The sequence below is a fragment of the Marivivens aquimaris genome (genome assembly GCF_015220045.1).
In the GTDB taxonomy this organism is placed as follows: domain Bacteria; phylum Pseudomonadota; class Alphaproteobacteria; order Rhodobacterales; family Rhodobacteraceae; genus Marivivens; species Marivivens aquimaris.
Genome location: NZ_JADBGB010000001.1, coordinates 907,551 through 930,174, shown reverse-complemented (window position 1 = coordinate 930,174; position 22,624 = coordinate 907,551). Strand labels below are relative to the sequence as shown.

The 22,624-nt window shown below is 62.4% G+C and carries 21 protein-coding genes; 4 read left to right on the top strand and 17 right to left on the bottom strand.

The genetic code is table 11. The features are described from left to right. Positions 1 to 23: 23 nt before the first annotated feature. From IF204_RS04700 to IF204_RS04650, 11 genes are all read right to left on the bottom strand, one after another. Positions 24 to 578 carry a VOC family protein gene (locus IF204_RS04700; protein ID WP_194095075.1) on the bottom strand — a complete coding sequence of 185 codons (555 nt, stop codon included), beginning with the start codon at positions 576 to 578 and terminating at the stop codon, positions 24 to 26. Between the two features lie 21 nt (positions 579 to 599). Next, a complete protein-coding gene (locus IF204_RS20250) occupies positions 600 to 2,162 on the bottom strand; it encodes an FGGY-family carbohydrate kinase (protein ID WP_194095073.1) in 1,563 nt (520 codons plus the stop codon). Between the two features lie 24 nt (positions 2,163 to 2,186). Further along, complete coding sequence (locus IF204_RS04690) at positions 2,187 to 2,807, bottom strand: hypothetical protein (protein ID WP_194095072.1); 621 nt, start codon at positions 2,805 to 2,807, stop codon at positions 2,187 to 2,189. A gap of 14 nt (positions 2,808 to 2,821) precedes the next feature. Beyond that, positions 2,822 to 3,916 (bottom strand): ABC transporter ATP-binding protein, encoded by a 1,095-nt coding sequence (locus tag IF204_RS04685; RefSeq protein ID WP_194095070.1) that lies wholly within the window; start codon positions 3,914 to 3,916, stop codon positions 2,822 to 2,824. 64 nt (positions 3,917 to 3,980) lie between these two features. Next, positions 3,981 to 4,859, bottom strand: a complete 879-nt coding sequence (locus tag IF204_RS04680; protein WP_194095068.1) for a carbohydrate ABC transporter permease — start codon at positions 4,857 to 4,859, stop codon at positions 3,981 to 3,983. A gap of 4 nt (positions 4,860 to 4,863) precedes the next feature. Continuing rightward, complete coding sequence (locus IF204_RS04675) at positions 4,864 to 5,862, bottom strand: carbohydrate ABC transporter permease (protein WP_194095066.1); 999 nt, start codon at positions 5,860 to 5,862, stop codon at positions 4,864 to 4,866. A 105-nt stretch (positions 5,863 to 5,967) separates the two neighbouring features. Continuing rightward, positions 5,968 to 7,494 (bottom strand): extracellular solute-binding protein, encoded by a 1,527-nt coding sequence (locus IF204_RS04670; RefSeq protein ID WP_194095064.1) that lies wholly within the window; start codon positions 7,492 to 7,494, stop codon positions 5,968 to 5,970. 416 nt (positions 7,495 to 7,910) lie between these two features. Beyond that, positions 7,911 to 8,417 carry a hypothetical protein gene (locus IF204_RS04665; protein ID WP_194095062.1) on the bottom strand — a complete coding sequence of 169 codons (507 nt, stop codon included), beginning with the start codon at positions 8,415 to 8,417 and terminating at the stop codon, positions 7,911 to 7,913. A gap of 1 nt (position 8,418) precedes the next feature. Next, positions 8,419 to 9,654, bottom strand: a complete 1,236-nt coding sequence (locus IF204_RS04660) for a DUF3500 domain-containing protein (RefSeq protein ID WP_194095060.1) — start codon at positions 9,652 to 9,654, stop codon at positions 8,419 to 8,421. Between the two features lie 79 nt (positions 9,655 to 9,733). Beyond that, positions 9,734 to 10,465 (bottom strand): class II aldolase/adducin family protein, encoded by a 732-nt coding sequence (locus IF204_RS04655; protein WP_194095058.1) that lies wholly within the window; start codon positions 10,463 to 10,465, stop codon positions 9,734 to 9,736. After that, positions 10,462 to 11,610 (bottom strand): TauD/TfdA family dioxygenase, encoded by a 1,149-nt coding sequence (locus IF204_RS04650; protein ID WP_194095056.1) that lies wholly within the window; start codon positions 11,608 to 11,610, stop codon positions 10,462 to 10,464. Before IF204_RS04650 ends, IF204_RS04655 begins: the two co-directional genes overlap by 4 nt. 113 nt (positions 11,611 to 11,723) lie before the next feature. Here IF204_RS04650 and IF204_RS04645 point away from each other — a divergent pair, with 113 nt between their 5' ends. Continuing rightward, positions 11,724 to 12,605, top strand: a complete 882-nt coding sequence (locus IF204_RS04645; RefSeq protein WP_194095054.1) for a LysR substrate-binding domain-containing protein — start codon at positions 11,724 to 11,726, stop codon at positions 12,603 to 12,605. A gap of 1 nt (position 12,606) precedes the next feature. Here IF204_RS04645 and IF204_RS04640 read toward each other — a convergent pair whose 3' ends face one another. Genes IF204_RS04640 through IF204_RS04630 form a run of 3 tightly spaced genes read right to left on the bottom strand, consistent with a single transcriptional unit; the run spans position 12,607 to position 16,590 of the window. After that, positions 12,607 to 13,392: a carnitinyl-CoA dehydratase gene (locus tag IF204_RS04640; RefSeq protein ID WP_194095053.1), complete on the bottom strand. Its 786-nt coding sequence runs from the start codon at positions 13,390 to 13,392 to the stop codon at positions 12,607 to 12,609. Continuing rightward, complete coding sequence (locus tag IF204_RS04635; protein WP_194095051.1) at positions 13,389 to 15,428, bottom strand: acetate--CoA ligase family protein; 2,040 nt, start codon at positions 15,426 to 15,428, stop codon at positions 13,389 to 13,391. The genes IF204_RS04640 and IF204_RS04635 overlap by 4 nt, the downstream gene beginning before the upstream one ends. Before the next feature lies 1 nt (position 15,429). Further along, positions 15,430 to 16,590, bottom strand: coding sequence for an acyl-CoA dehydrogenase family protein (locus IF204_RS04630; protein ID WP_194095049.1), 1,161 nt, complete (start codon positions 16,588 to 16,590; stop codon positions 15,430 to 15,432). A 75-nt stretch (positions 16,591 to 16,665) separates the two neighbouring features. Between IF204_RS04630 and IF204_RS04625 the strand changes: the two genes are divergently transcribed. From IF204_RS04625 to IF204_RS04615, 3 genes are all read left to right on the top strand, one after another. Next, positions 16,666 to 17,616 carry a GlxA family transcriptional regulator gene (locus tag IF204_RS04625; RefSeq protein ID WP_322743259.1) on the top strand — a complete coding sequence of 317 codons (951 nt, stop codon included), beginning with the start codon at positions 16,666 to 16,668 and terminating at the stop codon, positions 17,614 to 17,616. A 118-nt stretch (positions 17,617 to 17,734) separates the two neighbouring features. Further along, on the top strand, positions 17,735 to 18,706 hold the full coding sequence (locus IF204_RS04620) for an ABC transporter substrate-binding protein (protein ID WP_194095045.1): 972 nt from the start codon (positions 17,735 to 17,737) through the stop codon (positions 18,704 to 18,706). Continuing rightward, positions 18,703 to 19,308 (top strand): ABC transporter ATP-binding protein, encoded by a 606-nt coding sequence (locus IF204_RS04615; RefSeq protein ID WP_322743258.1) that lies wholly within the window; start codon positions 18,703 to 18,705, stop codon positions 19,306 to 19,308. The genes IF204_RS04620 and IF204_RS04615 overlap by 4 nt, the downstream gene beginning before the upstream one ends. Here IF204_RS04615 and IF204_RS04610 read toward each other — a convergent pair. The 3 genes from IF204_RS04610 to IF204_RS04600 form a co-directional block, all read right to left on the bottom strand. Then, positions 19,305 to 19,850 (bottom strand): tetratricopeptide repeat protein, encoded by a 546-nt coding sequence (locus tag IF204_RS04610; protein WP_194095043.1) that lies wholly within the window; start codon positions 19,848 to 19,850, stop codon positions 19,305 to 19,307. The two genes, IF204_RS04615 and IF204_RS04610, sit on opposite strands and share 4 nt — an antisense overlap. Positions 19,851 to 19,999: 149 nt before the next feature. Beyond that, positions 20,000 to 21,520, bottom strand: coding sequence for an aldehyde dehydrogenase (adh, locus tag IF204_RS04605; protein ID WP_194095041.1), 1,521 nt, complete (start codon positions 21,518 to 21,520; stop codon positions 20,000 to 20,002). A gap of 133 nt (positions 21,521 to 21,653) precedes the next feature. After that, the gene (locus tag IF204_RS04600; protein ID WP_194095038.1) at positions 21,654 to 22,595 is read right to left on the bottom strand and encodes a helix-turn-helix domain-containing protein; all 942 of its coding nucleotides are present in this window, start codon (positions 22,593 to 22,595) and stop codon (positions 21,654 to 21,656) included. Positions 22,596 to 22,624 lie beyond the last annotated feature (29 nt).

Below are 22,624 nucleotides of genomic sequence, written 5' to 3'. Positions count from 1 at the left end.
TCCGCGCGCTGTGGCGCGGGCCGTCAGATCAGCGTTTCAGCCGGACGCGACGGATCGAAGAGGCGGCGGTTCCCTGCAGCCTTGGCTTCGTTATCGAAAACGGTGCCCTTGGGCGCAGAGACGACTTCGAGCTGAAGCCCCCACGGCGCAAGGAAATAGCACCACGACAGACCGAGGTTCGGACCTTCGGTGTAGTGTGTCGGCTCGCCCAGAACCTCGACGCCTTCGCTGCGCAGGAAGGCAATCGCGGCGTCGATGTCATCGACGTAGAACGCCATGTGGTGACCACCGATGTCGCTGTTCTTCAACGGTCCATCGGTCTTCTGGTCGGGCGAGGTGTATTCGAACACTTCGAGGTTGGTGCCGTTGCCAAGGCGCACATAGCGGAATTCCTTGATCTCGGCGCGCGGGTGGACGCGCAGGTGGCGGTGCATCCAGTCGTCTTCCGCACGGAAGTCTGTCGCTGCGGTGAACAGCACTTCCGCGCCGAGGATGCGGGTGAAGAAATCGCAGGCTTCGTTGATGTCGGGAACCGTGATGCCGACGTGTTCCATGCCGCGAATACCGGGAATACCCATCTTGTTCTCTCCTGTTCCGTATTACTGATATTTGGCCGAGAATTCGCTCAGAGCCGCGTATTGCGCGCTCTGCGAAATGGCCTCGTAAGTGCCGCGATAGATCGCGTGTTGCTCGCCATAGAGTTCACCCAGACGGATGGTCGGCTCGAAGGTGCTTTCGACCTGCACCATGTTCTCCACCGCTTCCTCGATCGACGAGAACGCGCCGGAGCCGTAGGCGCCGAGGATCGCAGCGCCAAGTGCGGTGCATTCGCGTTCCTTGGTGACCGTGGACGGCTGGCCGATGATGTCGGTCATGACCTGGACAAAGCCGTCGGACTTGGTGCCACCGCCGGTCAGACGGAAATCGGTGATGCCGCCCTTGATGTCCGACTGGAAGCTGTCGAAGACCATCTTCATCTCGTGCGCGCAACCTTCGAGCAGCGCGCGGATGAGGTCGTGACGTTCGTGATAGAGGCCGAGGCCGAAGAAGCCGCCGCGTGCGACCGCGTCGTAGTACGGCGTGACCTGGCTGGCCATGAAGCTGTGGAACATCGCGCCGTTCGCACCAGGCTTGGAGCGGTGCGCTTCGTCGACCATGATCGCATAGGGGCTGCGGCCCGTCTGGAGCGAGGCATCGGTTTCGTTGCGGCCCAGATGGTCACGCCACCAGCGCAGGCTTGCGCCGAGGCTGAACGCGCCGCCCTCGATGTCCCATGCACCCGGCACACCGTGACCACCCCACCAGAGCTTGTCGCCCTGAATGCGATCAACGCTGTCGAGGTGCGCTACCATGACGCCCGAAGTGCCGACGGTGAATTCGGCCATACCCTGCTTGATGACGCCCGCGCCGATAGCGGCGCACTGCTGGTCACCCGCGCCGCGGCACAGGATGATGCCCGCGGGCAGCCCCGTTTCGTGGGCTGCGGCTTTGGACAGACGGCCGACCATTGCGGCAGGCGCGCCGACCGGCGGCAGGCGGTCGCGGCCAATGCCGCAGATGTCGAGGATACGGTCGGACCAATCGAGCTTGGCGATGTCCATCATGCCGTTCAGCGTCAGCGAGGCCGGATCGGTCGCCCAGTCATCGGCGCCCATGCGCCAGAGGAAGTATTCCTGACCGTTGACGAACCACGCGGTCGCGTCGAACAGATCGGGGCGGTTTTCCCGCAGCCAGATGATCTTGGCCGCCGACCACAGCGGGCTGATCTGCATGCCGGTGTGGGCTTGGTGCTCTTCGGCACCGAATTCGGCAGAGATCGCCTCGACGCTTTTCAGCGCACGACCGCAGTTCCACACTAGCGAGTTCATCAGCGGGCGGCGGTTCGCATCGAGCATACCGAAGGTGCCGCGCTGGCTCGACAGACCGACCGAATGGTAGGCCTCTGCGGGAACGCCTGCTTTGGCGACCGCTTGTTTACTGGCGGCGCAGATGCCGCTCCAGACCTCGTCGAGGTCCTGTTCGATCCAGCCCGGTTGGGGCGACGAACAGTTGTATTCATGATAGCCATGGCCGATGGCGTCGCCTTTTTCGTCAAAGACCATGACCGTGCAGCCCGTGGTGCCGGCATCGATACCGACAAAGACTTTTCCTGCTCCCGACACGATGTCCTCCTCCCTGTCGTCTGCTTATTGGCTTGGTGGGACGAGCCCGTTGAGCCAGTTCGAAAGAAGCGCCAAAAATCGCGCGCGGCGGTCGATGCGGGCCTCCTCGAGCCCTTTCAGCAACCGCGCTTTTCCACACAACACATCGTCGACAAGCGGCTGCGGGATCACCTTGGCGATCGCCTGTCGCGTATCCCCCTGCCCGTCCCACTGGTCCTCCACCGGAAAGCCGTAGGCAGCGAGGTACAAAGGCCACGTCGCATCAAGGTTCTGCGGCCCGTTCGGTCCTTCCAGCCGCACGCGGCAGTGGAAGTCCGTCACATCCGCATCGCGGATGATGTCTTGAAGTTCGTCCGGCATGGAGCCGTGAAGCGGGATGCCCGATGCGAAGTCGCCTTCGACGATCTCCACATCGGCCACCTGCCCCATCCGCCTCAGCACATCCCGAAGAAGAAGATGCTTGGCGGTACATGCGCCCCGACCGTCACGCAAAGCTGCCTGCGGCGTACGGTCGGGACCCGAGTAGTAGGGCATTGCCTGAACGGCGCGGTATGCGGCCACGACGCCGGCATTGCCCTCTTGAGGCACGTTGGTCGCGATGAAGGCGTCGATCGCCTCGTCATAGGAAAGGGATTGATCCGTCATCACTACCGTCGTCCTTAGAAGTATGCGTGACCGTCGCCGCTATCGAAGACGTGCCACTTGTCGCGGTTCACCGTCAGGAAGCAGTTGTCACCGGGCTTGCCGACAAACTCCGGCGTGGTCTTCACGCGGATACGGCAATCGTCGAGCTGGACGTCCACGAGCATGTCGCCGCCGAGCAGTTCGTTGACGAAGATCTTGCCGTTCATTGCGGCCTCGTCCGGCTTGGTCATGCTGATCGACAGTGCGTCGGGACGCACGCCCATACGGGCAACACCGCCCGAGGCAGCACCGTTCAGACGGCCCACCTGATTGTCCAGAAGCGGGATTTCGAAGTTCTGGTGCTTGAGCAGAACATCATCGCCGCGGCCCTGGATGTCGCAAGTCAGGAAGTTCATCGCCGGTTCGCCGACGAAGCCCGCGACCCACGCGTTGACGGGATGGTTGAAGATCTCCGACGGGGTGCCCCACTGCTGGAGCTCACCGTCGTGCATGACCGCGATGTAGTCGGCCATCGAAAGCGCTTCGAGCTGGTCGTGGGTCACGTAGATCATCGTGGTGCCCAGCGTGCGCTGGAGGTGCTTGATCTCGCCGCGCATGTGGGCGCGCAGCTTGGCGTCGAGGTGGGCAATCGGTTCGTCGAACAGGAACAGCTTGGGTTCACGGACGATGGCGCGGCCGATGGCGACACGCTGCTTCTGACCACCCGACAGTTCGTGCGGACGGCGGTCCAGCAGGTGCGAGATTTCCAGAAGGTCCGCAGCACCTTTGACGCGCTGCTTGATGGTGTCCTCGCTGGCGTTACGCAGACGCAGCGGGTTGGCGATGTTCTCGTAGACCGACTTATGCGGATAGAGCGCGTAGTTCTCGAACACCATCGCAACGTCGCGGTCCTTCGGAGCCAGATCGTTCACGCGCTGATCGTCGAAGAAAACGTCGCCCGCGCTGATGTGCTCCAGACCTGCGAGCATCCGCATGGTCGAGGATTTGCCGCAGCCCGACGGGCCGAGGATGGATACAAAGCTGCCGTCCGGGCAGGTGATGTTCAGGTCTTTTACAGCCGGCGTTTCGCCGTAGTATTTCCAGACATTGCGAATGCTTACAGTCGCCATATCGAGTTCCTCCGAAATTCAGTGAGTTGGTGGCGCAGGGCTCCTCCGCCCCGCGCGGCACGGTTCATTCTTTGACAGCACCCATGGTGAGGCCGGTGACGAGGTATTTGCGGATCACAAGGCCCAGCAGCATCATCGGAGCGGTGGTCACGACGCCTGCGGCCATGATCGAACCCCATTGGATGTTCTGGGGCTGCACCAGTTCGCGGGTCGCGACGGGGAGCGTCTTTGCACCGCCCGAACCGATGATCGCGGCGAACAGGAAGTCGTTCCAAGCGAACAGGATACACAGGACCACGAAGGCACCGATACCGGGAGCAACCAGCGGCAGGATCGAGCGGAACGCTTGGAAGCGGGTCGAGCCATCGACCATCTGTGCTTCTTCGATCGCGAAGGGCACGTTGTCGAAGAAGCCTTTGAGGATCCAGATCGCGAACGGCAGGTTGAAGGTGGTGTAGGCAAGGATCAGACCCGGCAGCGTACCGACGAGGTCGAGGCTGCGGAAGATCGAGTAGAGCGGGACCATCACCGCGACGACAGGCGCCATACGGGTCGAGATGATCCAGAAGAACAGATCCTGCTTACCGCGAAAGTCCACCCGGCTGAGGCTATAGGCCGCCAGCGAGCCGAAGATCACCGAAATTACCGCCGAACCACCCGCAGCCAGAAGGCTGTTCATGATGTAGGTGCCGAAGCTGTTTTCGGTGAACAGCGTCTTGTAGTGTTTGAACGTCGGGGTGAAGTCGAAGAAGACCGAGACACCCGACCAGTCACCGATTTCCGGCAGCTTGAAGGCTTCGAGCAGGTCCTTGAAGGACGAGACGAACATGATGAAGAACGGCAGTAGGGTCCAGACCAGATAGAGGGCGACAAAGATCCCTGCCAGTACCCGCAAAGCTTTGGAAAGCGGGGTTTCGTATGAGACGACGTCTTGCGATGCCATAGGTTCAGCCCTTTCCGCCTTGGGGTTTCTCGAACACGCGGACAAGCAGCTTGCCGAGGATGATAGTCATGATCAGCAGGGTCAGGGCGATTGCGGCGCCACGTCCGAGCTTGAAGAATTTGAATGCAACTTCGAACAGGTAGATCGGGAGGATCTTCGTCGCGCCGCCAGGTCCACCACCGGTCAGAACAAGGGCGGAGTCAATGAAGCGGAAGTTGTCCATGAAGCGCAGAAGGACAGCGATCAACAACACGGGATAGAGGTTGGGCAACGTGATCGCAAAGAAGTTGCGGAGCGGCGATGCACCATCCACCATATTCGCTTCGAGCTGGTCGCGCGGGACGCGCTTCAGACCGGCCAGAGCGATGATCGTGATGAGCGGCGTCCACTGCCAAACGTCAACGAGAACAATGGCATACATCGCGGTGCTCGAGCTGGCGAGGATCGACGCGCTGTCGAGGATGCCAAGGCTCTGAAGGATCCAGTGATACCAGCCGAAGGTGCCGTTGTAGAGGAACAGCCACAGCAGACCGGCCACTGCGGGCGCCATCATCATCGGCATCAGAAGCGCGGTGACGAGGTACTTTTCATACTTCGAACTGTTCACCACGACGGCGAGCAGAACACCGATGGTGACCTGAAGTCCGAGGCAGAGAACGCTGTACTTCGCCAGCAGGATCCAGCCCTCGATGAAGCGGCTGTCGGAGAAGAGTTTGGTGTAGTTCTTGAAGCCGACCCATTCGCCGCCGCCGATATCCACGTCCTGAAATGACATGATGACGAGCCAGAAGAATGGGTAGAGCGAGATGAAGGCCAGAATGGCGATCGCCGGTGCCATCAGGTAAAAGTAATACCGCTTGGGCATGGGCGGGTTGAACCGCTGCGGCCTGCTCGTGATCTCTGCCAGAGGACGGGCTTCGACCTCCGCGGAGTGTGCACGCGCGCGGAACAGCTTGGCGGCTGCGTCCTGCGGCGATGAGGTAAAGTTTGTGGCGTCGGTCATTACGCGATCGCTCCTTCGATGTCCGCTGTGGTGCGGCACGTGGTCTTTCGGAAAAGTCAGGGAGTGTGACGGTCCGGCGCAGTGCCGGACCGTCCGCTCTTAACCTCAAGCGTCGTTGAGGTAGTCGAGCTGCTCCTTGAGCGTTGCAGCGGTTTCCGCCGGGCTCATGTCGCCCGACAGCATACGCTGGGTCTCGGACGCGATGATCGAGTGGTACTCGTTGGCTTCCGGGATCTTCGGGCCGAGAACGAAGTTCGGGTCCTTGATGCCGTAGTTGTAAACCGCGTCGAAGGTCAGTGCGTTCGGCATTGCGCTCGGACGCTGCTGGGCTGCCTGCACTTCCGGAATATCCAGAACCGACTTACGGGTCGGCGTACCGCCGAGGCCCTTGAGAACGTCGTACTGGATGTTCTGCGAGGTCGACCAGATCGCGAAGAGGTAGGCTGCGCGCTGGACGTCTTCGGACGCGTTCGCGTTGATGCCGATGCCGCCGATACCGCAGTTGGTACCGTTGACGGCTTCGCCGCCGTTGAGGATCCATTCCGGATCGCCCTTCGGACACGGTGCATAGGCGGTGCGGCCCCCTGCTGCGACCGAGGTGTTCTCGTCTTCGACCGAGGCTGCGAATTCGTGGTACTGGACCTGCATCGCGATGTTGCCCGACTGGTAGACGGTGTTGAGTTCGAGCGTACCGTTCGCGAGGTTGTCGGGGTGCGATACGTCGGCCAGAGCCTTGAACTTCTCGAGCATGAGGATCGACTGGTCGTCGCCCCAGTTGGTCGCGCCCGGAGTTTTCGAACCCAGCTTGTCGTCGATGTCGAAGTCCAGCCAGCGGCCGTGTGCGAACATCATACGCTGGATGTCGAGCTGCGTCGTCCAAGCGAAGCTGCCTTGGTGCTGTGCGTAGCCGTACGGTACGTCAGCGCCGTTTTCCTTGAGCGTCTTGAAGAAGGTCGCGATGTCGAGAACGTTCTTCCAGGTCGAGTCGGCGGTGTACTCGAGGCGATAGCCGTACTCTGCTTCGAAGTCCTTGGTGTACTTCTCGAAGAGGTCCTGACGGTAGAAGGTGGTCGCGATTGCGGCGTCATACGGCAGCGCGATGATCTTGTCTTCCGAGTAGAAACGGCCACAAGCCGACAGGAAGTTTTCGAACCAAGCACCGTCGCCGTAACCTTCGGGGTCCTGCGGCAGGGTGTCGTCGCCGAACATCTTGGTCAGGTCGACATAGAAGTCAGCAAACGGTGCGCCGATCGGCTTGTCCTGAACGTAGTTCAGAACGTAGTCCGACTTGCCCGAACGCAGGTCGATACCGCATTTCTGCTGAACAACCGGAAGGTCGTCGGTCAGAATTTCGACTTCGATACCGGTGAGATCGTAGAACGCCTTGATGTTGTCGCGGATCGCGAAAGACGGCGGCGTGTTTTCCGACAGGAAGGTGAGCTTCGAGCCGGCATACTGCTGCCACTTCGCCTCTTCGGACGATGCAGCCTGAACACGGTTCACATTGATGACAGAGTTCATGCCGACGGCGAGGGAGCCAGTCCCCAGCATGGTCGCACCGGCACCACCCAACTCCAGAAACTTACGGCGGCTGATCGATTTCGCCACTGAGTTCTTAGGCTTGTAAAACATTTTCCTCTCCCTTGAATTGACCCGCCTTCGCGAGCCGCTCAAGCACGAGAATTAGCAGCGACGCCGAACTCCTCTTCCGACAAAACCCCTGCGATTCAAGTGCTTCCTAAACGCTAGCATGGGTCCAATTTTTGTAAATTATTTTCTTCTATTTTCGCGGCGCGAAGGGATAGTCGGGTATACCCGATCAAGATTTCTCAATGTTTTTGCGGAAAATTGCGCTCTTTGGAAAATGGTTTTCACACTTGCGAGGGCTTCCCAAGCAAGAAATTTTCAAAAATCAGGGAGAGGATTGGCGCGAACGTTGACCCTAGGTCAGGAATCGTTCGCCAGTCGGCCGACGTCGGGGAGGCAATCAGCCCTACCCTTTGCCGCCTGAAACGTCGGCGGCAGGTCCGGCCCGCCGCCGAAAGTCGTTAAGGAAGTTCGACCTGAAGCGGTGCGACCACTCCGGTTTTGGCGTCGGCTTCGATTTCACCGATCAGCACATCCGCATCGGCCCACGACACTTCGACGCCGTGGGTAAGCACTTCGCCGACGACCGCATCATAATCGAGCGTAAAGTCGGTCAGTTCGGTCGGCGGGACCAATAGCATCTGCGCCGTCAGCATCGAATAATGCCCGTGATCGTCCGCATCGCTCTCGCCCGAAGTGATGTCGCTGAAGCTGACATCCCATGTGCCGTCGACGGACGTCACCTGCGTGTGCTCGGTCAGATAGGCAGCAATGCCGTCCGCCTGTGCGGTGAGGTCCGCGCTTTCTAGCGGATAGACGAGGTTCAGTTCAGACAGCGGAATGGTGACCTCTGCCGTGATCGCGTGGTCCGCGACCGACATGGTTATTGTGCTGTCCGGCACCGGATGGGCGGCGGCAGCGGTCGCGCCCAGAAGCGCGGCCAGAGTGACTATAGAAAACGTCTTCATCTTAGAACTCGTACACCGCGCCGTAGTCATTTATGTGGTCGCGCCAGATCGTGTGGTAGTGGATCTGGTCACCAAAGATGACGCCGTTCTGGCAAACGAATTCGATCCACACGCCCGGACCGTCGATACGGACATAGTCGGCGTGATGGTCCAGCGTCGGGTTGCCCGAATAAGAGATGTAGGTCTCGCCCAGATCGGCTTCGTACTGGTCCATGATCACCTCGGCGGAGCTGGCAGCGGTGTCACCGACCCACGCTTCAATCGCGGCCAGCACCAGCGCTTGCTGGTCCTCACTCAGATCGGCAACGGAGAGGCCCGGCTTTTCTTCGGGGAATTGCCCGTCCTGACCCGGTCCAAGCAGCACGTCAGAGAAGGTGGCATCCAGCTTGGCGCTCGCCAGTTCATCCTCGGACAGGGCTGCCAGCATCGCCGTCATCGCGTCGCGATCGTCGGTGAGCGGCGCGTATGTTTCGCCATCCTGCACCCAGACCTTCGGCTCGATCCCGATGAAGTTCGGCGTGGCCGCGATTTCAGTGCCGCCTTCGTAAGTGTGCAGCACGCCAAGGTGGTGACCGCCGAATTGCAGCTGCCACGGCGCGTCGCCAGCAGGATCACCGAGGATCGCGATGAAGTAGCTATCACTCGAATAGGCGAGGCCGCCACCACCGCCGGGCCCGCCATCAGGCCCACCGTCAGGCGGGCCCATGTCGTCCATGCCCTCGGGCGGCTCCATACCGTCCGGCGCGCCGCCACCACCCATCGGAGACGACAGGCCCTCTTGCTGCGCAAGGGTCAGGATGTCGTCGGCCATCAGGATCTGGGTGATCTCGTCGAAGCCGCTATTTTCGCCCGTACCGGCAGCCGCCATCACGAGGGTTAGCGCGAGTTCTTTCTGCGCGTCGGTCAGTTCCGACAGCTCGATCCCGACGCGGCAGTTTGATCCGCACGGCAGGTTCGACCACGCCGTCGAGTTTTCTTCGGTGAGTTCTAGCACGGCTTCTGCAGCCTGGTCCTCGTCCAGCGAGGCGATGAATTCCTCGGCCAGACAGACGACCGCACTGTCGGCGGTGGAGCAATTTTCGGGAATGGTCAGCCCCTGCCCCGGCTGCGGAATGCCGGTGATGGTCACGACGCCGTCGTCGGCCACTGAAATGGACTGGGCGTCCTGGGCAAAGCTCGGCAGCGCGGACGCGGCAAAGCAGCTTGCCAGCAGTGCGGCGCGGATGGGTAAAGTCATAAGGTAATCCTCTGATCGGTTCGCAGGTCTAACGCACAGATCAGAGGAAACCGTCGGTCAAACGGCTACGAAATTGGTCTTAGCCGAGTCCGTGCACGCTCCGTAGATAAGCGAAGTGCTTGGCTGCCATGCCGCGATAGGGCTTCCAGCCGTCCGCCGTATTCTGCGCCACGGCATCCGACAGCACCGCGAGCGGCTGACCCGAGGAGCGCGCGAGGATGATGGTCTGAGCGGCCTTCTCAAAGAAATAGAGGTCCTCGAACGCGTCCGCGACGGTCTCGCCTACGATGGTCACACCGTGGTTGCCCATGACAAGCACGGACTTGTCGCCCATGCTCTCCGCGATGCGCTCGCCCTCCTCTGCCGCGTCGGCAATGCCGCCGAAGGACAGATCGTAGGCCGTGCGCCCGTAGAACCGCGCGGTGTTGTTGTCGATCGGCACAACGGTCGGATCTTTTAGGCAGGCCAGCGCGGTCGCATATGGCGAATGAGCGTGCAGGATCACGCGGGCGTCGGGCAGCTTGCGATGCAGCGTGCCGTGAACGCACCACGCCGAGGCATCCGGCGCGTCGGGGCGGTCCAGCACGTCCTGATCGCGGCTATCGAGGAGCAGCAGGTCATCTGGTTTGATCGTCGCGAAGTGCTGCCATTTGGCGTTCAGCAGAAACTCGTTCCCGTCAGCCGAGACAGCCGCGCTGAAGTGGTTGCCGACACTTTCGCTCCAGCCGAGCGAATGGGTGATGCGGAACGCGTCCGCGAGATCGCGGCGCAGGTCCGCTATGGTGTCCTGCGTAGTGACGGGTGCGTTCATGCCTTGAACCTTCCTTCGCTGACGAGCGCACGGTAGGTCGAGCGCATCTCTCCGCGGTCCACGTAGCAACCGCGCAGGTAGCGGTCGCCGCTGGTGGCCGAGTAAGCCGCGCGGCCGTGGACGATGCGGTGGTTGTCGAACACCATACACTCGCCGCCCTTCATCAGGAACCGCATCATGTATTTGTCCTCCTGAAGCATCCGCCCGAAGCGGCAGAACGCTGGGTAATAGTCGTCGAGCAACTCCTGATCGAGGTCGAAGATATCCGCCATGTGCTGACTGATCGTGAGGCCGGAGACTTCGCCGTGCTGATCCAGTTCAATCACCGTCTGGCGCGAGCGGGCGTCATAGGTGTCGTGCTCGCAGAAGAACGGGATGGAGATTTCGGACAGCAGTTTGAAGCCCTCCGGATCACGCTCGCGGAAGTCATTCGCAACCGCCACGCCGTCGGCATAGAGGCTCTGACCGCCCTGCACCGTATTCGCGCGGCAGTGGAGGAACTGGATACCGGGCGCGAATTCTTCGGCGGGGGTGTCTGTGTGCAGCTCCAGCGCCGCCGACGTGTAGGCCGTATTGGTCGGGTTGATGTGGGTGCGCACATCGAAATAGGTGCCGAAGAACGTCGGGCGGACAAAGCCCATCAGTTCCGCCGTCTGGGTCAGCCCCTCGTCGCTGTCGGGCATGTCGGTGACGATGGTGAAGCCGTGAACCAGCATCGCCTTGATCCAAGCGGCGCGCTGGTCCTTATCGGCCACCAGATCAGGCTGCGAAAACCGCGGAACGGTCGGATAGTGGTCACTGTACCACGCGACGCGGGTCAGATCCGCAGGATCATTACGGCTGTTTCCGCCAGCATAAGTAACCAGCCAGTCGAGCGGCATGCGGGTGACGTGATCCTCGTCCTCCCATGCGATGACCAGCGCGTCCCCTTCGACTTCGGCGGTTCTGGCGCAAGGCGAGTCCTCGAGGTGGAAGATGTCAAAGCTCCGCTCGCGGGTGATCGGGCTGAACGACGTCGGGCAATTATCGCGGAGCCAGTAGTAGTTGAAGTAATACGAAATGCCGTCCGAAAGTGTGATGTGCAGACCTTTCTCTGCGAGTTCGGTGACATGCGGCGCGATCATGGTGCTGCTGAGTTCGTTCATTTCTTTGGCCCTGAAAAAGGTGTTCGCTTGGCCCGACCGTCCCACGGGAACGGCTTGAACAATAGCGCGATTGGTGTGATGCTAAGTTAACCGATTGCTTATGATATCAGCCGATGAACACCTTCCCGCCCCTGCGCCTGCTTTCCACGTTCGAAGCGCTGTCCCGCTATGGCTCCATGCGGGATGCGGCGGCGCGGCTGAATGTGACCCAGCCCGCCGTGAGCCAAGCGATCAAGCAGCTCGAAGATCATGTCGGGGTTACATTGATCGACCGCAGCGTCCGCCCCTCGCGCCTGACCGAAGAAGGCGAACTGCTCGCCCGCGCGGTGCGCGAAGGGCTAGGCCGGATTTCAGCGACGCTGGAAGACATCCGCGCGATGCAGGCCAATGCCGAGCGGCAGATCACGGTCGCCTGCACGCTCGGGGTTGCGACCTACTGGCTGATGCCGCGCCTCTCGGGGTTCTACGAAGACCACCCCGACATCACAGTCAACGTACAGGCCCCCGCCACCGACCTGCCCGTCCTCGTGCCCGGTGTCGACGTGGCGCTGCGCTATGGCACAGGGGGCTGGCGGGAGGGCCGATCGGAGAAATTGTTTGCCGAGGTTGTCTGCCCCGTTGGCGCCCCTGACCTGATCGCGCGACTGCTGGCCGAAGACACGAACTTGGACGCCGCGCCGCTGATCCATGTGCGCAGCCCCCACAACCAGCACTGGGCGGGATGGGAGGATTATCTGACCGCGCGAGGCATCACCCGCCCCCGCTCCGGCGGGCAGAGTTTCAACAACTACGTGCAGGCAATGCAGGCGGTGATCGACGGGCGCGGGCTGATGCTCGGTTGGCGATCAATCACGGAGCGCGCGGTGAACGACGGCAGTCTGCAAGAGTGGCCGGACGGGGCGCTCGACCTCGGCACGGCGTATTACGTGTCCACGACCGCCTCGCCGTCTCAGGACGCAAAGCTGTTCGTGGACTGGCTAAAGGCGGCGGCCTGAGTTACCGCCCCTTCCACACCGGATCGCGCTTTTCCGCGAACGCCTTTGCACCCTCCAACTGGTCCTCGGAGCGGTAGAGTTTCTCCACCGTCGCGAACTGGCTTTTGGTGATCCGGTTCATCGCGTCCTGGAACTTCATATCCTCCGCCTCGCGCACGATCTCTTTGATCGCGGCGAAGACGAGCGGCGGCCCGTCCGCCAGCTGCGAAGCAAGCTTGTGCGCCTCGGCCATCAGGTCGGCAGCGGGTACGATGCGGCTCACGAGACCCCAGTGCGCGGCCTCCTCCGCATCGAACCACCGCCCCGTCAGCAGCAGGTCCATCGCGACATGGTATGGGATACGTTTCGGCAGTTTGATCGAGGCCGCGTCCGCCACGGTACCCGACTTGATCTCAGGCAGCGCAAAGGTCGCGTGATCGGCGGCGAGGATCAGGTCCGCGCTCAGCGCCAGCTCCAACCCGCCACCGCAGGCGATACCGTTGACTGCAGCGATGACGGGTTTGTTGAGGCCGCGCAGTTCCTGCAAACCGCCGAAGCCGCCGACACCGTAGTCGCCGTCCACCGCATCGCCGTCCGCGGCAGCTTTCAGGTCCCAACCGGGGCAAAAGAACTTCTCGCCCGCGCCGGTGATGATCGCCACGCGCAGGCTGTCGTCATCGCGGAATTCGGTGAACGCCTCGCCCATCAGACGGCTGGTGGCGAGGTCGATGGCGTTGGCCTTGGGGCGGTCCAGAACGACCTCCAGAACTGCGCCGTGGCGGGTGACTTTGAGCGGCGAATGGGTCATTGGGGTCCTCCCATGCGGATAAGTGCGTCCACCGCGATGGCCTTGTCACGGCAGCATAGCAGCGGATTGATTTCGATTTCCTGAACGCGGTCCTGATGCGCTGTGACGAAGCTTTGCACGGCGATGACTGCGTCGACAATCGCGCCGATGTCGGCTGCCGGTTTGCCGCGATAGCCTGTGAGCAGCGGATAGCACCGTAGTCGGGTCAGCGCCTCGGCGATGTCTTCCCTGGTCGATGGCAGGAGGAGCGAGACCGTATCCTGCAGGATTTCGGTCATCACCCCTCCCGCCCCGATGGTCAGCACGAAGCCGTGCACAGGGTCACACAGCACGCCGACCAACAGCTCGGCCACCGCGCCGGTGACCATTTCCTCGACGAGGTAGTCGTTACTGGGAACCGCCTCGGCAGCGGCTCTGACGTCGGCGGCAGAGGTCAGGTTGATGCGCACCGCGCCCGCTTCGGTCTTGTGCGCGAAGCCCATGCCTTTGAGCACTACCGGATAGCCGATGACGTCAGCGGCTTCGGCGGCGGCCTCGGCGGTCATGGTCCGCTTGGAGTGCGGGATGCGGAGGCCGTGTTCCGTTAGCATCGCCTTGGCGGTGCTTTCGTCCAGCGTCTCGCCCTCGCCTGCGGCTCCGTTCGGCAACAGCAGCGGCTCGGCCGTCATCGGGCGTACCTGCGCGGCGGCGGCGATGGCTTTGAGGCCATCAGACATGCCGTTCAGCGGGACCACGCCGTTCTGGATCAGCCGCTCGGACACCGCTTCCGGCATCCCTTCGGCAAAAGAACCAAGCAGCGCCATCGGGCGGCCCGACGTTTCGCGCGTGGCAATCACTGCCTCGACGACCTTGGCCCAATCGGGCGCGTCGAACCTGTCCTGCCTAGGAAAATCAAGCACCACGCACCCCAGCGCCAGATCGCCGCCCGCCATACCAGCCGAGAAACAGGCCGTCAGCGCGGCCTCATCGCCCCAAATGTAGGTGTGGTAATCGAGCGGGTTCGCGAGCGCGACCTTCGGCCCGAGCGCAGCGCGGAGGGCGTCCTTTTGCGCTTGGCCGAGCGGCGGATATTCCACGCCGAGGCTCTGCCCGAGGTCCGCCATCAGCGACGCCTCGCCGCCCGAACAGGACATCGACAGAATGCGGTTCGACGGCAGCCCGCCCGTGACGTGCAGCACCTTCAGCGTCTCAACGAAGGACGCAGGATCGTCCGCCAGTGCGAAGCCCAGACGGCGCATCAACGCCCGCGCTCCGGCATCGCTGCCTGCGAGCGAAGCGGTGTGCGAAACGGTTGCCAGTTGCGCTTGATCCGACGCGCCGACCTTCATCACAACGACCGGCTTGCCCAGCCTCGTTGCAGTACGGGCCAGCTGTTCGTAGGCCCGCAGGTCGTTCACGCCCTCGATATGCAGACCCAGCGCGGTGACGCGAGGATCGGAGAGCAGCGCCTCGCCAATCTCGGCCATGCCGATCTGCGCTTGGTTTCCGCAGGTGACGACATAGGCCAGCGGCAACCCACGCGTCTGCATGGAAATGTTGATTGCCACGTTGGACGACTGACCGATGAAGGCCACGCCGGTTGCGCAGGGCACCGCGCCGTGCACATCCGGCCAGAGCGCCGCGCCGTCGAGCGCGTTGACGAAGCCGTAGCAGTTCGGCCCAAGGATCGGCATGTCGCCCGCCGCCGCGACCAAGCTGTCCTGAAGGCTATTGCCGTCCTCCAGCTCTGCCGAAGCCTCGCGAAAGCCCGAGGCGAAGCACACCGCCCCGCCAGCGCCGGCCTTGGAGAGTTGCTCGACGATGCCGACCGTCGCATCGCGGTTCACGCCGATGAACGCGGCATCGGGCGCGGACGGCAGGTCGGCGATGCTGGCATAAGCTTTGATCCCCGCGACTTCGCTGCGCGTCGGGTGAACGGCCCAGATGTCGCCTGCAAAGCCGATCTTCTCGCACTCGCGGATGACGTTCGCGCACCACCCGCCGCCGCCGATGACCGCGATGCTCTGCGGCCGCATCAATCTGTCCAAAGACCGCATGTCAGGCTCCGAGAGGGCGGAACAGATCGCGGCTGATGATGTGCCGCTGGATTTCGCTGGTGCCGTCCCAGATCCGCTCGACGCGGGCATCGCGCCAGAAGCGTTCGATCGGGAAATCGTCCATCAGGCCCATCCCGCCGTGGATTTGCAGCGTGGCGTCAGTGACGCGGGCGAGCATCTCGGAGGCGTAGAGCTTGGCGCTGGCGATCTCGCGGTTCGCCTCCAGCCCTTCGTCCAGACGCCACGCGCCCGACAGGGTCAGCCAGTCGGCAGCGTCGATCTCGGTGATCATGTCGGCGATCTGGAAGCTGACGCCTTGGAACTTCGCGATCTGCTGGCCGAACTGCTTGCGCTCCGCGGCGTAGCTGAGCGCGTGGTCGAAACAGCGCCGTGCGCGGCCCACGCAGAACGCGGCAACGGTCAAGCGAGTGGCGTAGAGCCACGTGTTCATCACCGCGAAACCGCCGTCGACCTCGCCCAGAACCTGAGCGTCAGGCAGGCGGCAGTTGTCGAAATAGAGGACGTAATTCTTGTAGCCGCGATGCGAAACGGAGGCGTAGCCGTCGCGCACCTCGAACCCCGGCGTGCCGCGGTCGACGAGGAAACAGGTGATGCGTTTCTTCGGACCCTTCGGCGTTTCATCGACGCCCGTCGCGACGAAAACGATAAAGAAGTCAGCATGTTCCGCGCCGGAGATAAAGTGCTTTGACCCGTTCACCACCCAGTCACCGCCATCCCGCTGGGCCGAGCATTTCATACCGCGCACGTCCGAACCGGCATCAGGTTCCGTCATAGCCAGCGCGTCCATCCGTTCACCGCGCACGGCAGGGAGAAGGTACTTCTCACGCTGCTCGCCCTCGCAAGCCATGAGGATGTTCTGCGGACGTCCAAAGAAGTGCGTCAGCGCCATCGAGCCGCGCCCAAGTTCCCGCTCCACCAGTGTAAAATCGAGGTGCGAGAGGCCCGCACCGCCGACGTCTTCGGGGAAATTACAGGCGTAAAAGCCGAGGTCGATGACCTTCTGTTTGATCTCCTCGCCCAGTTCATGCGGCACTTGGCCTGTGCGCTCGACCATCGTCTCGTGCGGATAGATTTCCTTTTCCACGAACGACCGAACGGTCTTCACGATCATGTCCTGCTCTTCACTCAGACCGAAATGCATCGTCCTCTCCCTTGCCGGTTTGGATCGAGAATGCGTAAAGTTCGGAAGCCCATCGTGCGGAATTGGAGTATTTTCGTGCAGATTTGGAAATCTTCGAACACCACGCGGACGGTCGGCATTCTGCTTTTCGATGCGTTCTCCAACCACTGCCTCGCCAATGCGGTCGAGCCGCTCAGGGCTGCAAATACCCTTGCGCGCAAGCGGCTCTACGACTGGCAGTTCCTGAGCCTCGGCGGTGGGACGGTCCATTCGTCCAGCGGACTGCCCGTGCAGACGGAGCTATCGCTCAGCGATCACGCGGGCGGCGACTATCTGTTCATCATGCCCAGCTACGATTTCAGGCAGCACGCGACGGGCCAGTGCAGCCGTGCGTTGCGGGCGTCGGCAAAACGCTATGACACGCTGGTCGGCATGGATATGGGGAGCTGGCTGCTAGCCTCGGCGGGCCTCCTTGACGGGCGGCGGGCGACGATCCACTGGGACGAACTGGTGCCTTTTGCCGAGACATTCCCCGAAGTCGACGTTGTCGAGAACCGCACAGTGAAGGACGGCAACATCCTGTCCTGCGGCGGCGTGACGACTACCTTTGAACTCGTGCTCGGCCTGATCGAGGAACACCACGGCCCGATGCTCGGCCTCGAGGTCAGCTCGCTCTTTATGTACGGCGAAAAGGCGACCATCCTTGATGCCCGCCCGAGTGGAACGAGACCGGGCAAGGTCCGCATGGCGACCGCCATCATGCGCCGCAATATCGAAGCGCCGCTGTCCGTGCCCGAAATCGCCAGTCAGGTCGGGCTGACGGACAAGGCGTTTACCAAAGCCTGCACGGACACCTATGGATTTGGACCGCGGCGGCTCTATCAGGCGATCCGGCTGCGGGAGGCGCGGCGACTGGCCGAGCACACCACCATAAGCGTCGAGGAAATCGCCGCCCGCTCCGGCTACCAGAACGCGAGCGCCCTCACCCGCGCGTTTAAGCAGGAATTCGGCGTCTCGTTCCGCGCTATCCGCAGCACGTCGCGCTAAATCCCGCACCCCTTTTGCGGCTTTGGTCGTAGACATCGGGGCGCATTTTCGTCCAATGGTCGCATATGCCGGTCCGCCGCCGTGTCTACTATGGAGCCATTCAGGGAGGAGCCTGCCAATGTCGAAATTCACACGCCATCTGCGGGGGGCCGCAGTGGTCCTGTCCGCGACACTCGCCACCGGTGCCACATACGCCGAAGACGCCACGCTGCGCATCGCGACCCAGTTGACCGGAACCGTGAACTGGGAACTCACCACCATCCGTGAACGCGGGCTGGATCAGGAGAACGGGTTCACGCTCGACGTGCATGACGTCACCGCCGGACCTGCGGGCCAGATCGCGCTGCTGGCAGGTGAGGTCGATATGATCGTGTCGGATTGGCTCTGGGTGGCGCGTCAACGTGCGGACGGCGGCGATTTCGTCTTTATCCCCTACAGCCGCGCCGTCGGTGCGATCTATGTGCCCGAGGATAGCAGCGCCCAGACGCTCGCCGACCTCGAAGGCTCGCAGATCGGAATTGCGGGCGGTCCGGTCGATAAAAGCTGGCTGATCCTGCGCGCTTACGCTGAGTCCGAGCTAGGCTTCGACCTTGCTGGCGAGACAGAGCAGGTCTTTGGCGCGCCGCCGCTGATCTTTGAAACCGCGCTGTCGGGCGATCTGGATGCGGCGATCAACTTCTGGCACTTCGGCGCCAAGATGGAAGCCGCCGGGATGCGCCCGCTGATGACTGTTGCCGAGGCGGGCGCCGCGCTTGGCCTTGATCCCGACACCCCGCTGCTGGGCTACGTGGTTTCGGGCGAGTTCGCCGCAGAGAACCCCGACCTCGTCGCCAGCTTTGCCGCTGCCAGCCGCGCGGCCAAAGATGTTCTGGCGACCGACGACAGCGCATGGGAAGACCTCCGCCCGATCATGCGCGCCAACTCGGACGCGCAGTTCGAGGCGCTGATCGCGGGCTTCCGCGCGGGCATTCCGGACGAAGGTCCGGTAGATGAAGCCTCCGCCGCTGCGATGTTCAAGATCATGGCCGACCTCGGCGGTGACCAGTTGGTTGGCAAGGCGGAAACGCTGCCGGACGGCGTCTTCTGGTGACATCAAACGCGATACTCACGCTGAACCTGACGGAGGCATCCTATGTCGGCCGTCAGGTACTCGGCCCGATCAACTTCGGCCTCGCAAGGGCCGAAGTTGTTGCCGTTTGCGGGCCATCGGGTATCGGGAAAAGCACACTCCTGCGGATCATCGCGGGGCTGCACAAGAACTATTCAGGCACTTGCGACGTGGGCGGAAAGCTCGCGATCGTCCTGCAAGAGCCGACCCTGCTACCGTGGCGCACGGCGCTTCAGAACATTACGCTGCTGGCTGGCTGCGACGAGGCACAGGCGCAGGAGGCGCTGTCGGACGTGGGCCTTGGGGATCGCGGAAGCGCCCTGCCGGACGAGTTGTCACTTGGCCAGCAAAGACGCCTCGCGCTGGCCCGCGCTGTAGCTGCCAAGCCTGACCTGTTGTTGATGGACGAACCGTTTGTCTCACTCGATGCGGCAACGGCGGACGAGATGATGGGGCTGGTCGAACGGCTCCACGCGCAGCACGGATTTGCTGCGGTCCTCGTCACCCACGCAGCGAACGAAGCCAGCAGATTAGCGGACCGCATTCTACGTCTGGACGGGCAGCCTGCACAGCTTGTAGCCTAGAAAACCGGCGCATATTTCCAGTTGTCCGCATCCGGCGTGACCTCGTCGAGGTCGTAGCCCGACGCACGTAGGCGCTCTGCATCCTCGAAGCCAAGCTCTGCCGCCTGATCGACCAGGGCACGCCCGGCTTCTTCGTCCAGTGGCGCACCGCGTCCACGCATCATGTCGAGGCCGTAGTTGAACATTCCGATAGGATCACCCGCTTCAGCGGCCATGCGGTCGTATTCAGCCGCGCGGTCGGGGTCCATCGGCGCACCGAACCCGTTGTCCTCAAGATAGCTCATCCACGTCATCGCGCCCGTGTAGCCGTCCTCCACACAGCGTAGGAACAATTCGCGCGCCATCTCGTGCTGGCCCGATTTGGTCATTAAGTATCCCGACGCGCAGATCGTCATCGACGTCTCGCCTTCCTGCGCATTGCGGAGCTGGCGGCTCAGGCTCATCTCGTCGGGATTGAGCGTGCCTTGTTCGTCGTTTTCCTCGGCATAGCCTGCCGACACAAACGCGGCCAGAACGGCCGATAGAATTACGGTCTTCGTCATCGCGACCTCCCCCTGTCATTGCGATACGATAGTGGGAGTGTACGCCAAAGACTTCCGCCGCTCCGATGGCCCAATGGTCGTAGCCCTTGGCGCAAAAGCAAAGCGGCGCAGGTTTCCCCGCGCCGCCCGTTTTCCGCGAACTGATGGACTTAGAAGAAGCCCAGCTTGTTCGGGTTGTAGCTGACCAGCATGTTCTTGGTCTGCTGGTAGTGGTCGAGCATCATCTTGTGGTTCTCGCGGCCGATACCCGACTGCTTGTAACCACCGAATGCGGCGTGTGCCGGATAGGCGTGGTAGTTGTTCACCCACACACGGCCAGCTTCGACACCGCGGCCAAAGCGGTATGCGCGGGTGCCGTCACGGGTCCAGACGCCAGCGCCGAGGCCGTACATCGTGTCGTTGGCAATCGCGAGAGCTTCTTCTTCATCCTTGAAGGTGGTCACAGAGACGACCGGACCGAAGATCTCTTCCTGGAAGACGCGCATCTTGTTGTGGCCCTTCAGGATGGTCGGCTGGATGTAGTAGCCGTCCGACAGCTCGCCGTTGAAACGAGCAGCGTCACCACCGACCAGAACCTCGGCGCCCTCTTCGCGGCCGATGTTCAGGTAGGACATGATCTTTTCGTGCTGCTGGGCGCTGGCCTGAGCACCGACCATGGTCGACATTTCGCGCGGGTCGCCCTGCTTGATGGCCTTCACGCGCTCGATGCAGCGAGCGATGAACTCTTCGTAGATGTCTTCCTGAATGAGCGCGCGGCTCGGGCAGGTGCAGACCTCGCCCTGGTTGAACGCGAACAGAACGAAGCCTTCGACAGCTTTGTCGAGGAACGCGTCGTCCTGCGCCATGACGTCCGAGAAGAAGATGTTCGGGGACTTGCCGCCAAGCTCCAACGTGACGGGGATCAGGTTGACGGTCGCGGCTTCCATGATCTTGCGGCCGGTCGCGGTCGAGCCGGTGAAGGCGATCTTGGCGATACGGTTCGAGCGGGCCAGCGCATCACCGGTTTCGGCGCCGAGGCCGTTGACGATGTTCAGGACGCCTTCGGGCAGCAGGTCGGCGATCAGTTCCATCAGAACCATGATTGCGGCGGGGGTCTGCTCTGCCGGCTTCATGACGACACAGTTGCCTGCGGCCAGTGCCGGAGCCAGTTTCCAAGCTGCCATCAGGATCGAGAAGTTCCACGGGATGATCTGGCCGACAACGCCCAGCGGCTCGTGGAAGTGGTAGGCCACGGTGTCGTGGTCGATCTCGCTCATGGTGCCTTCCTGACCACGCAGAACGCCTGCGAAGTAGCGGAAGTGGTCGACCGAAAGCGGAATATCGGCAAGGCTGGTTTCGCGGATCGGCTTGCCGTTGTCCCATGTTTCGGCAGCGGCGAGAAGGTCGATGTTGTCTTCGATGCGATCAGCGATCTTCAGCAGGATGTTCGAACGATGCGCAGCCGAGGTCTTGCCCCATGCGTCTTTCGCAGCGTGTGCGGCGTCCAGAGCGAGCTCGACGTCATCAGCGCTCGAACGGGCGACTTCGCACACCTTATGGCCGGTGATCGGCGTGATGTTGTCCATGTAGCGGCCGCCGACGGGGGCGACGAACTTGCCACCGATGAAGTTGTCGTAGCGGTCCTTGAACGGCGATTGGACGCGGAAGTCAGCTTGAGTCTGTTTGTTCATGATTGTCCTCCTGTGGGCCGCTCCTCTGCGGCTGGTCTTAGAAGGATGCCCGCCTATAGCGCGCCGGTCATGATGGGGAAACCTGTTGGGAGGGCCGACCTGTCGCAGTTCTGCGACAGGTTCGGGTCGGAAATCACTGGCGGCCGAGCTTGCGGTGCAAGGTCGCGCGGCTGACGCCCAGCGAACGGGCCGCAGCGGAGACATTTCCGTTCGCGCGGGCCATCGCACGGGCGAGAACGGCGCGTGCGGCGGCTTCCATGTTTTCATGGCTGGCGACGTCCAGAAGGTCGGCGAGCGGGCGGGGATCGAACTTCGCACCGCCCTGCACTTTCATCTGGAGCCGCGCCGAGCGGGTCGCTCCGATCACCAGATCGTCGGCGTCGACGGCGAGCAAGGCACCCTGCCCGCGCTCCAGCCCCGGCATCATCACAATGCGTGCGCGGGGGAATGCGGCGTGGAACATGTCGGCTTCGGTCTTGCGAGCCGCCTCCTGCACGGTCTGCGCAATCAGAGTCGCGACCGCTTCGGCCATTTCAGGACGCGCGGTGGACACATCGAATACCGCCGCCAGCCGACCCTCGGCGTCATAGACGGGAGCGGACGAACAGCTGAGCCCGATGTTGCGGGCAAGGAAGTGCTGGTCGCGGTGGATCGTCACCGCCCGCCCTTCGGCGAGGCAAGTGCCGATGGCGTTGGTGCCGGCGCTTGCTTCGGACCAATTGGTGCCGGTCCAGAGGCCGGATTCCTCGAAATCGCGGTCCATGGCCTGATGCCCGCGGCGATCCAGCGCCACGCCGTCGGTATCCGCCAACACAACGCAACCGCCGAGGCCGTTCACCACTTGGAACAACTGGTCGAGGTGCGGAGCCGCGTGGGCGATGACGGGATCGCTCTTTTCCTTCGCAACGCGCAGTTCGGCATCAGTCAAACGGTACGGATCGCGGCGGCGGCTGGGGTCGAGGCCATGAAGGCTCGCCGAACGCGCCCAAGACGCCACGAGCGCAGAACGAACAGCTTGACCGCCGGACAAGGCCTGCTCGACACGCGCATGGTGCATTGCTGATGCTGTGGACATTCCGAACCTCCCCCCGTCAGTCGGTCTAC

Bases quoted from the DNA above. Each gene is read 5' to 3' on its own strand.
- IF204_RS04600 (WP_194095038.1), bottom strand. From the start codon at position 22,595: ATGTCCACAGCATCAGCAATGCACCATGCGCGTGTCGAGCAGGCCTTG.
- IF204_RS04630 (WP_194095049.1), bottom strand. From the start codon at position 16,590: ATGCATTTCGGTCTGAGTGAAGAGCAGGACATGATCGTGAAGACCGTT.
- IF204_RS04700 (WP_194095075.1), bottom strand. From the start codon at position 578: ATGGGTATTCCCGGTATTCGCGGCATGGAACACGTCGGCATCACGGTT.
- IF204_RS04665 (WP_194095062.1), bottom strand. From the start codon at position 8,417: ATGAAGACGTTTTCTATAGTCACTCTGGCCGCGCTTCTGGGCGCGACC.
- IF204_RS04635 (WP_194095051.1), bottom strand. From the start codon at position 15,428: ATGCGGTCTTTGGACAGATTGATGCGGCCGCAGAGCATCGCGGTCATC.
- IF204_RS04675 (WP_194095066.1), bottom strand. From the start codon at position 5,862: ATGACCGACGCCACAAACTTTACCTCATCGCCGCAGGACGCAGCCGCC.
- IF204_RS04690 (WP_194095072.1), bottom strand. From the start codon at position 2,807: ATGACGGATCAATCCCTTTCCTATGACGAGGCGATCGACGCCTTCATC.
- IF204_RS04645 (WP_194095054.1), top strand. From the start codon at position 11,724: ATGAACACCTTCCCGCCCCTGCGCCTGCTTTCCACGTTCGAAGCGCTG.
- IF204_RS04650 (WP_194095056.1), bottom strand. From the start codon at position 11,610: ATGAACGAACTCAGCAGCACCATGATCGCGCCGCATGTCACCGAACTC.
- IF204_RS04670 (WP_194095064.1), bottom strand. From the start codon at position 7,494: ATGTTTTACAAGCCTAAGAACTCAGTGGCGAAATCGATCAGCCGCCGT.
- IF204_RS04640 (WP_194095053.1), bottom strand. From the start codon at position 13,392: ATGACCCATTCGCCGCTCAAAGTCACCCGCCACGGCGCAGTTCTGGAG.
- adh (WP_194095041.1), bottom strand. From the start codon at position 21,520: ATGAACAAACAGACTCAAGCTGACTTCCGCGTCCAATCGCCGTTCAAG.
- IF204_RS04610 (WP_194095043.1), bottom strand. From the start codon at position 19,850: ATGACGAAGACCGTAATTCTATCGGCCGTTCTGGCCGCGTTTGTGTCG.
- IF204_RS04655 (WP_194095058.1), bottom strand. From the start codon at position 10,465: ATGAACGCACCCGTCACTACGCAGGACACCATAGCGGACCTGCGCCGC.
- IF204_RS04660 (WP_194095060.1), bottom strand. From the start codon at position 9,654: ATGACTTTACCCATCCGCGCCGCACTGCTGGCAAGCTGCTTTGCCGCG.
- IF204_RS04685 (WP_194095070.1), bottom strand. From the start codon at position 3,916: ATGGCGACTGTAAGCATTCGCAATGTCTGGAAATACTACGGCGAAACG.
- IF204_RS04620 (WP_194095045.1), top strand. From the start codon at position 17,735: ATGTCGAAATTCACACGCCATCTGCGGGGGGCCGCAGTGGTCCTGTCC.
- IF204_RS04680 (WP_194095068.1), bottom strand. From the start codon at position 4,859: ATGGCATCGCAAGACGTCGTCTCATACGAAACCCCGCTTTCCAAAGCT.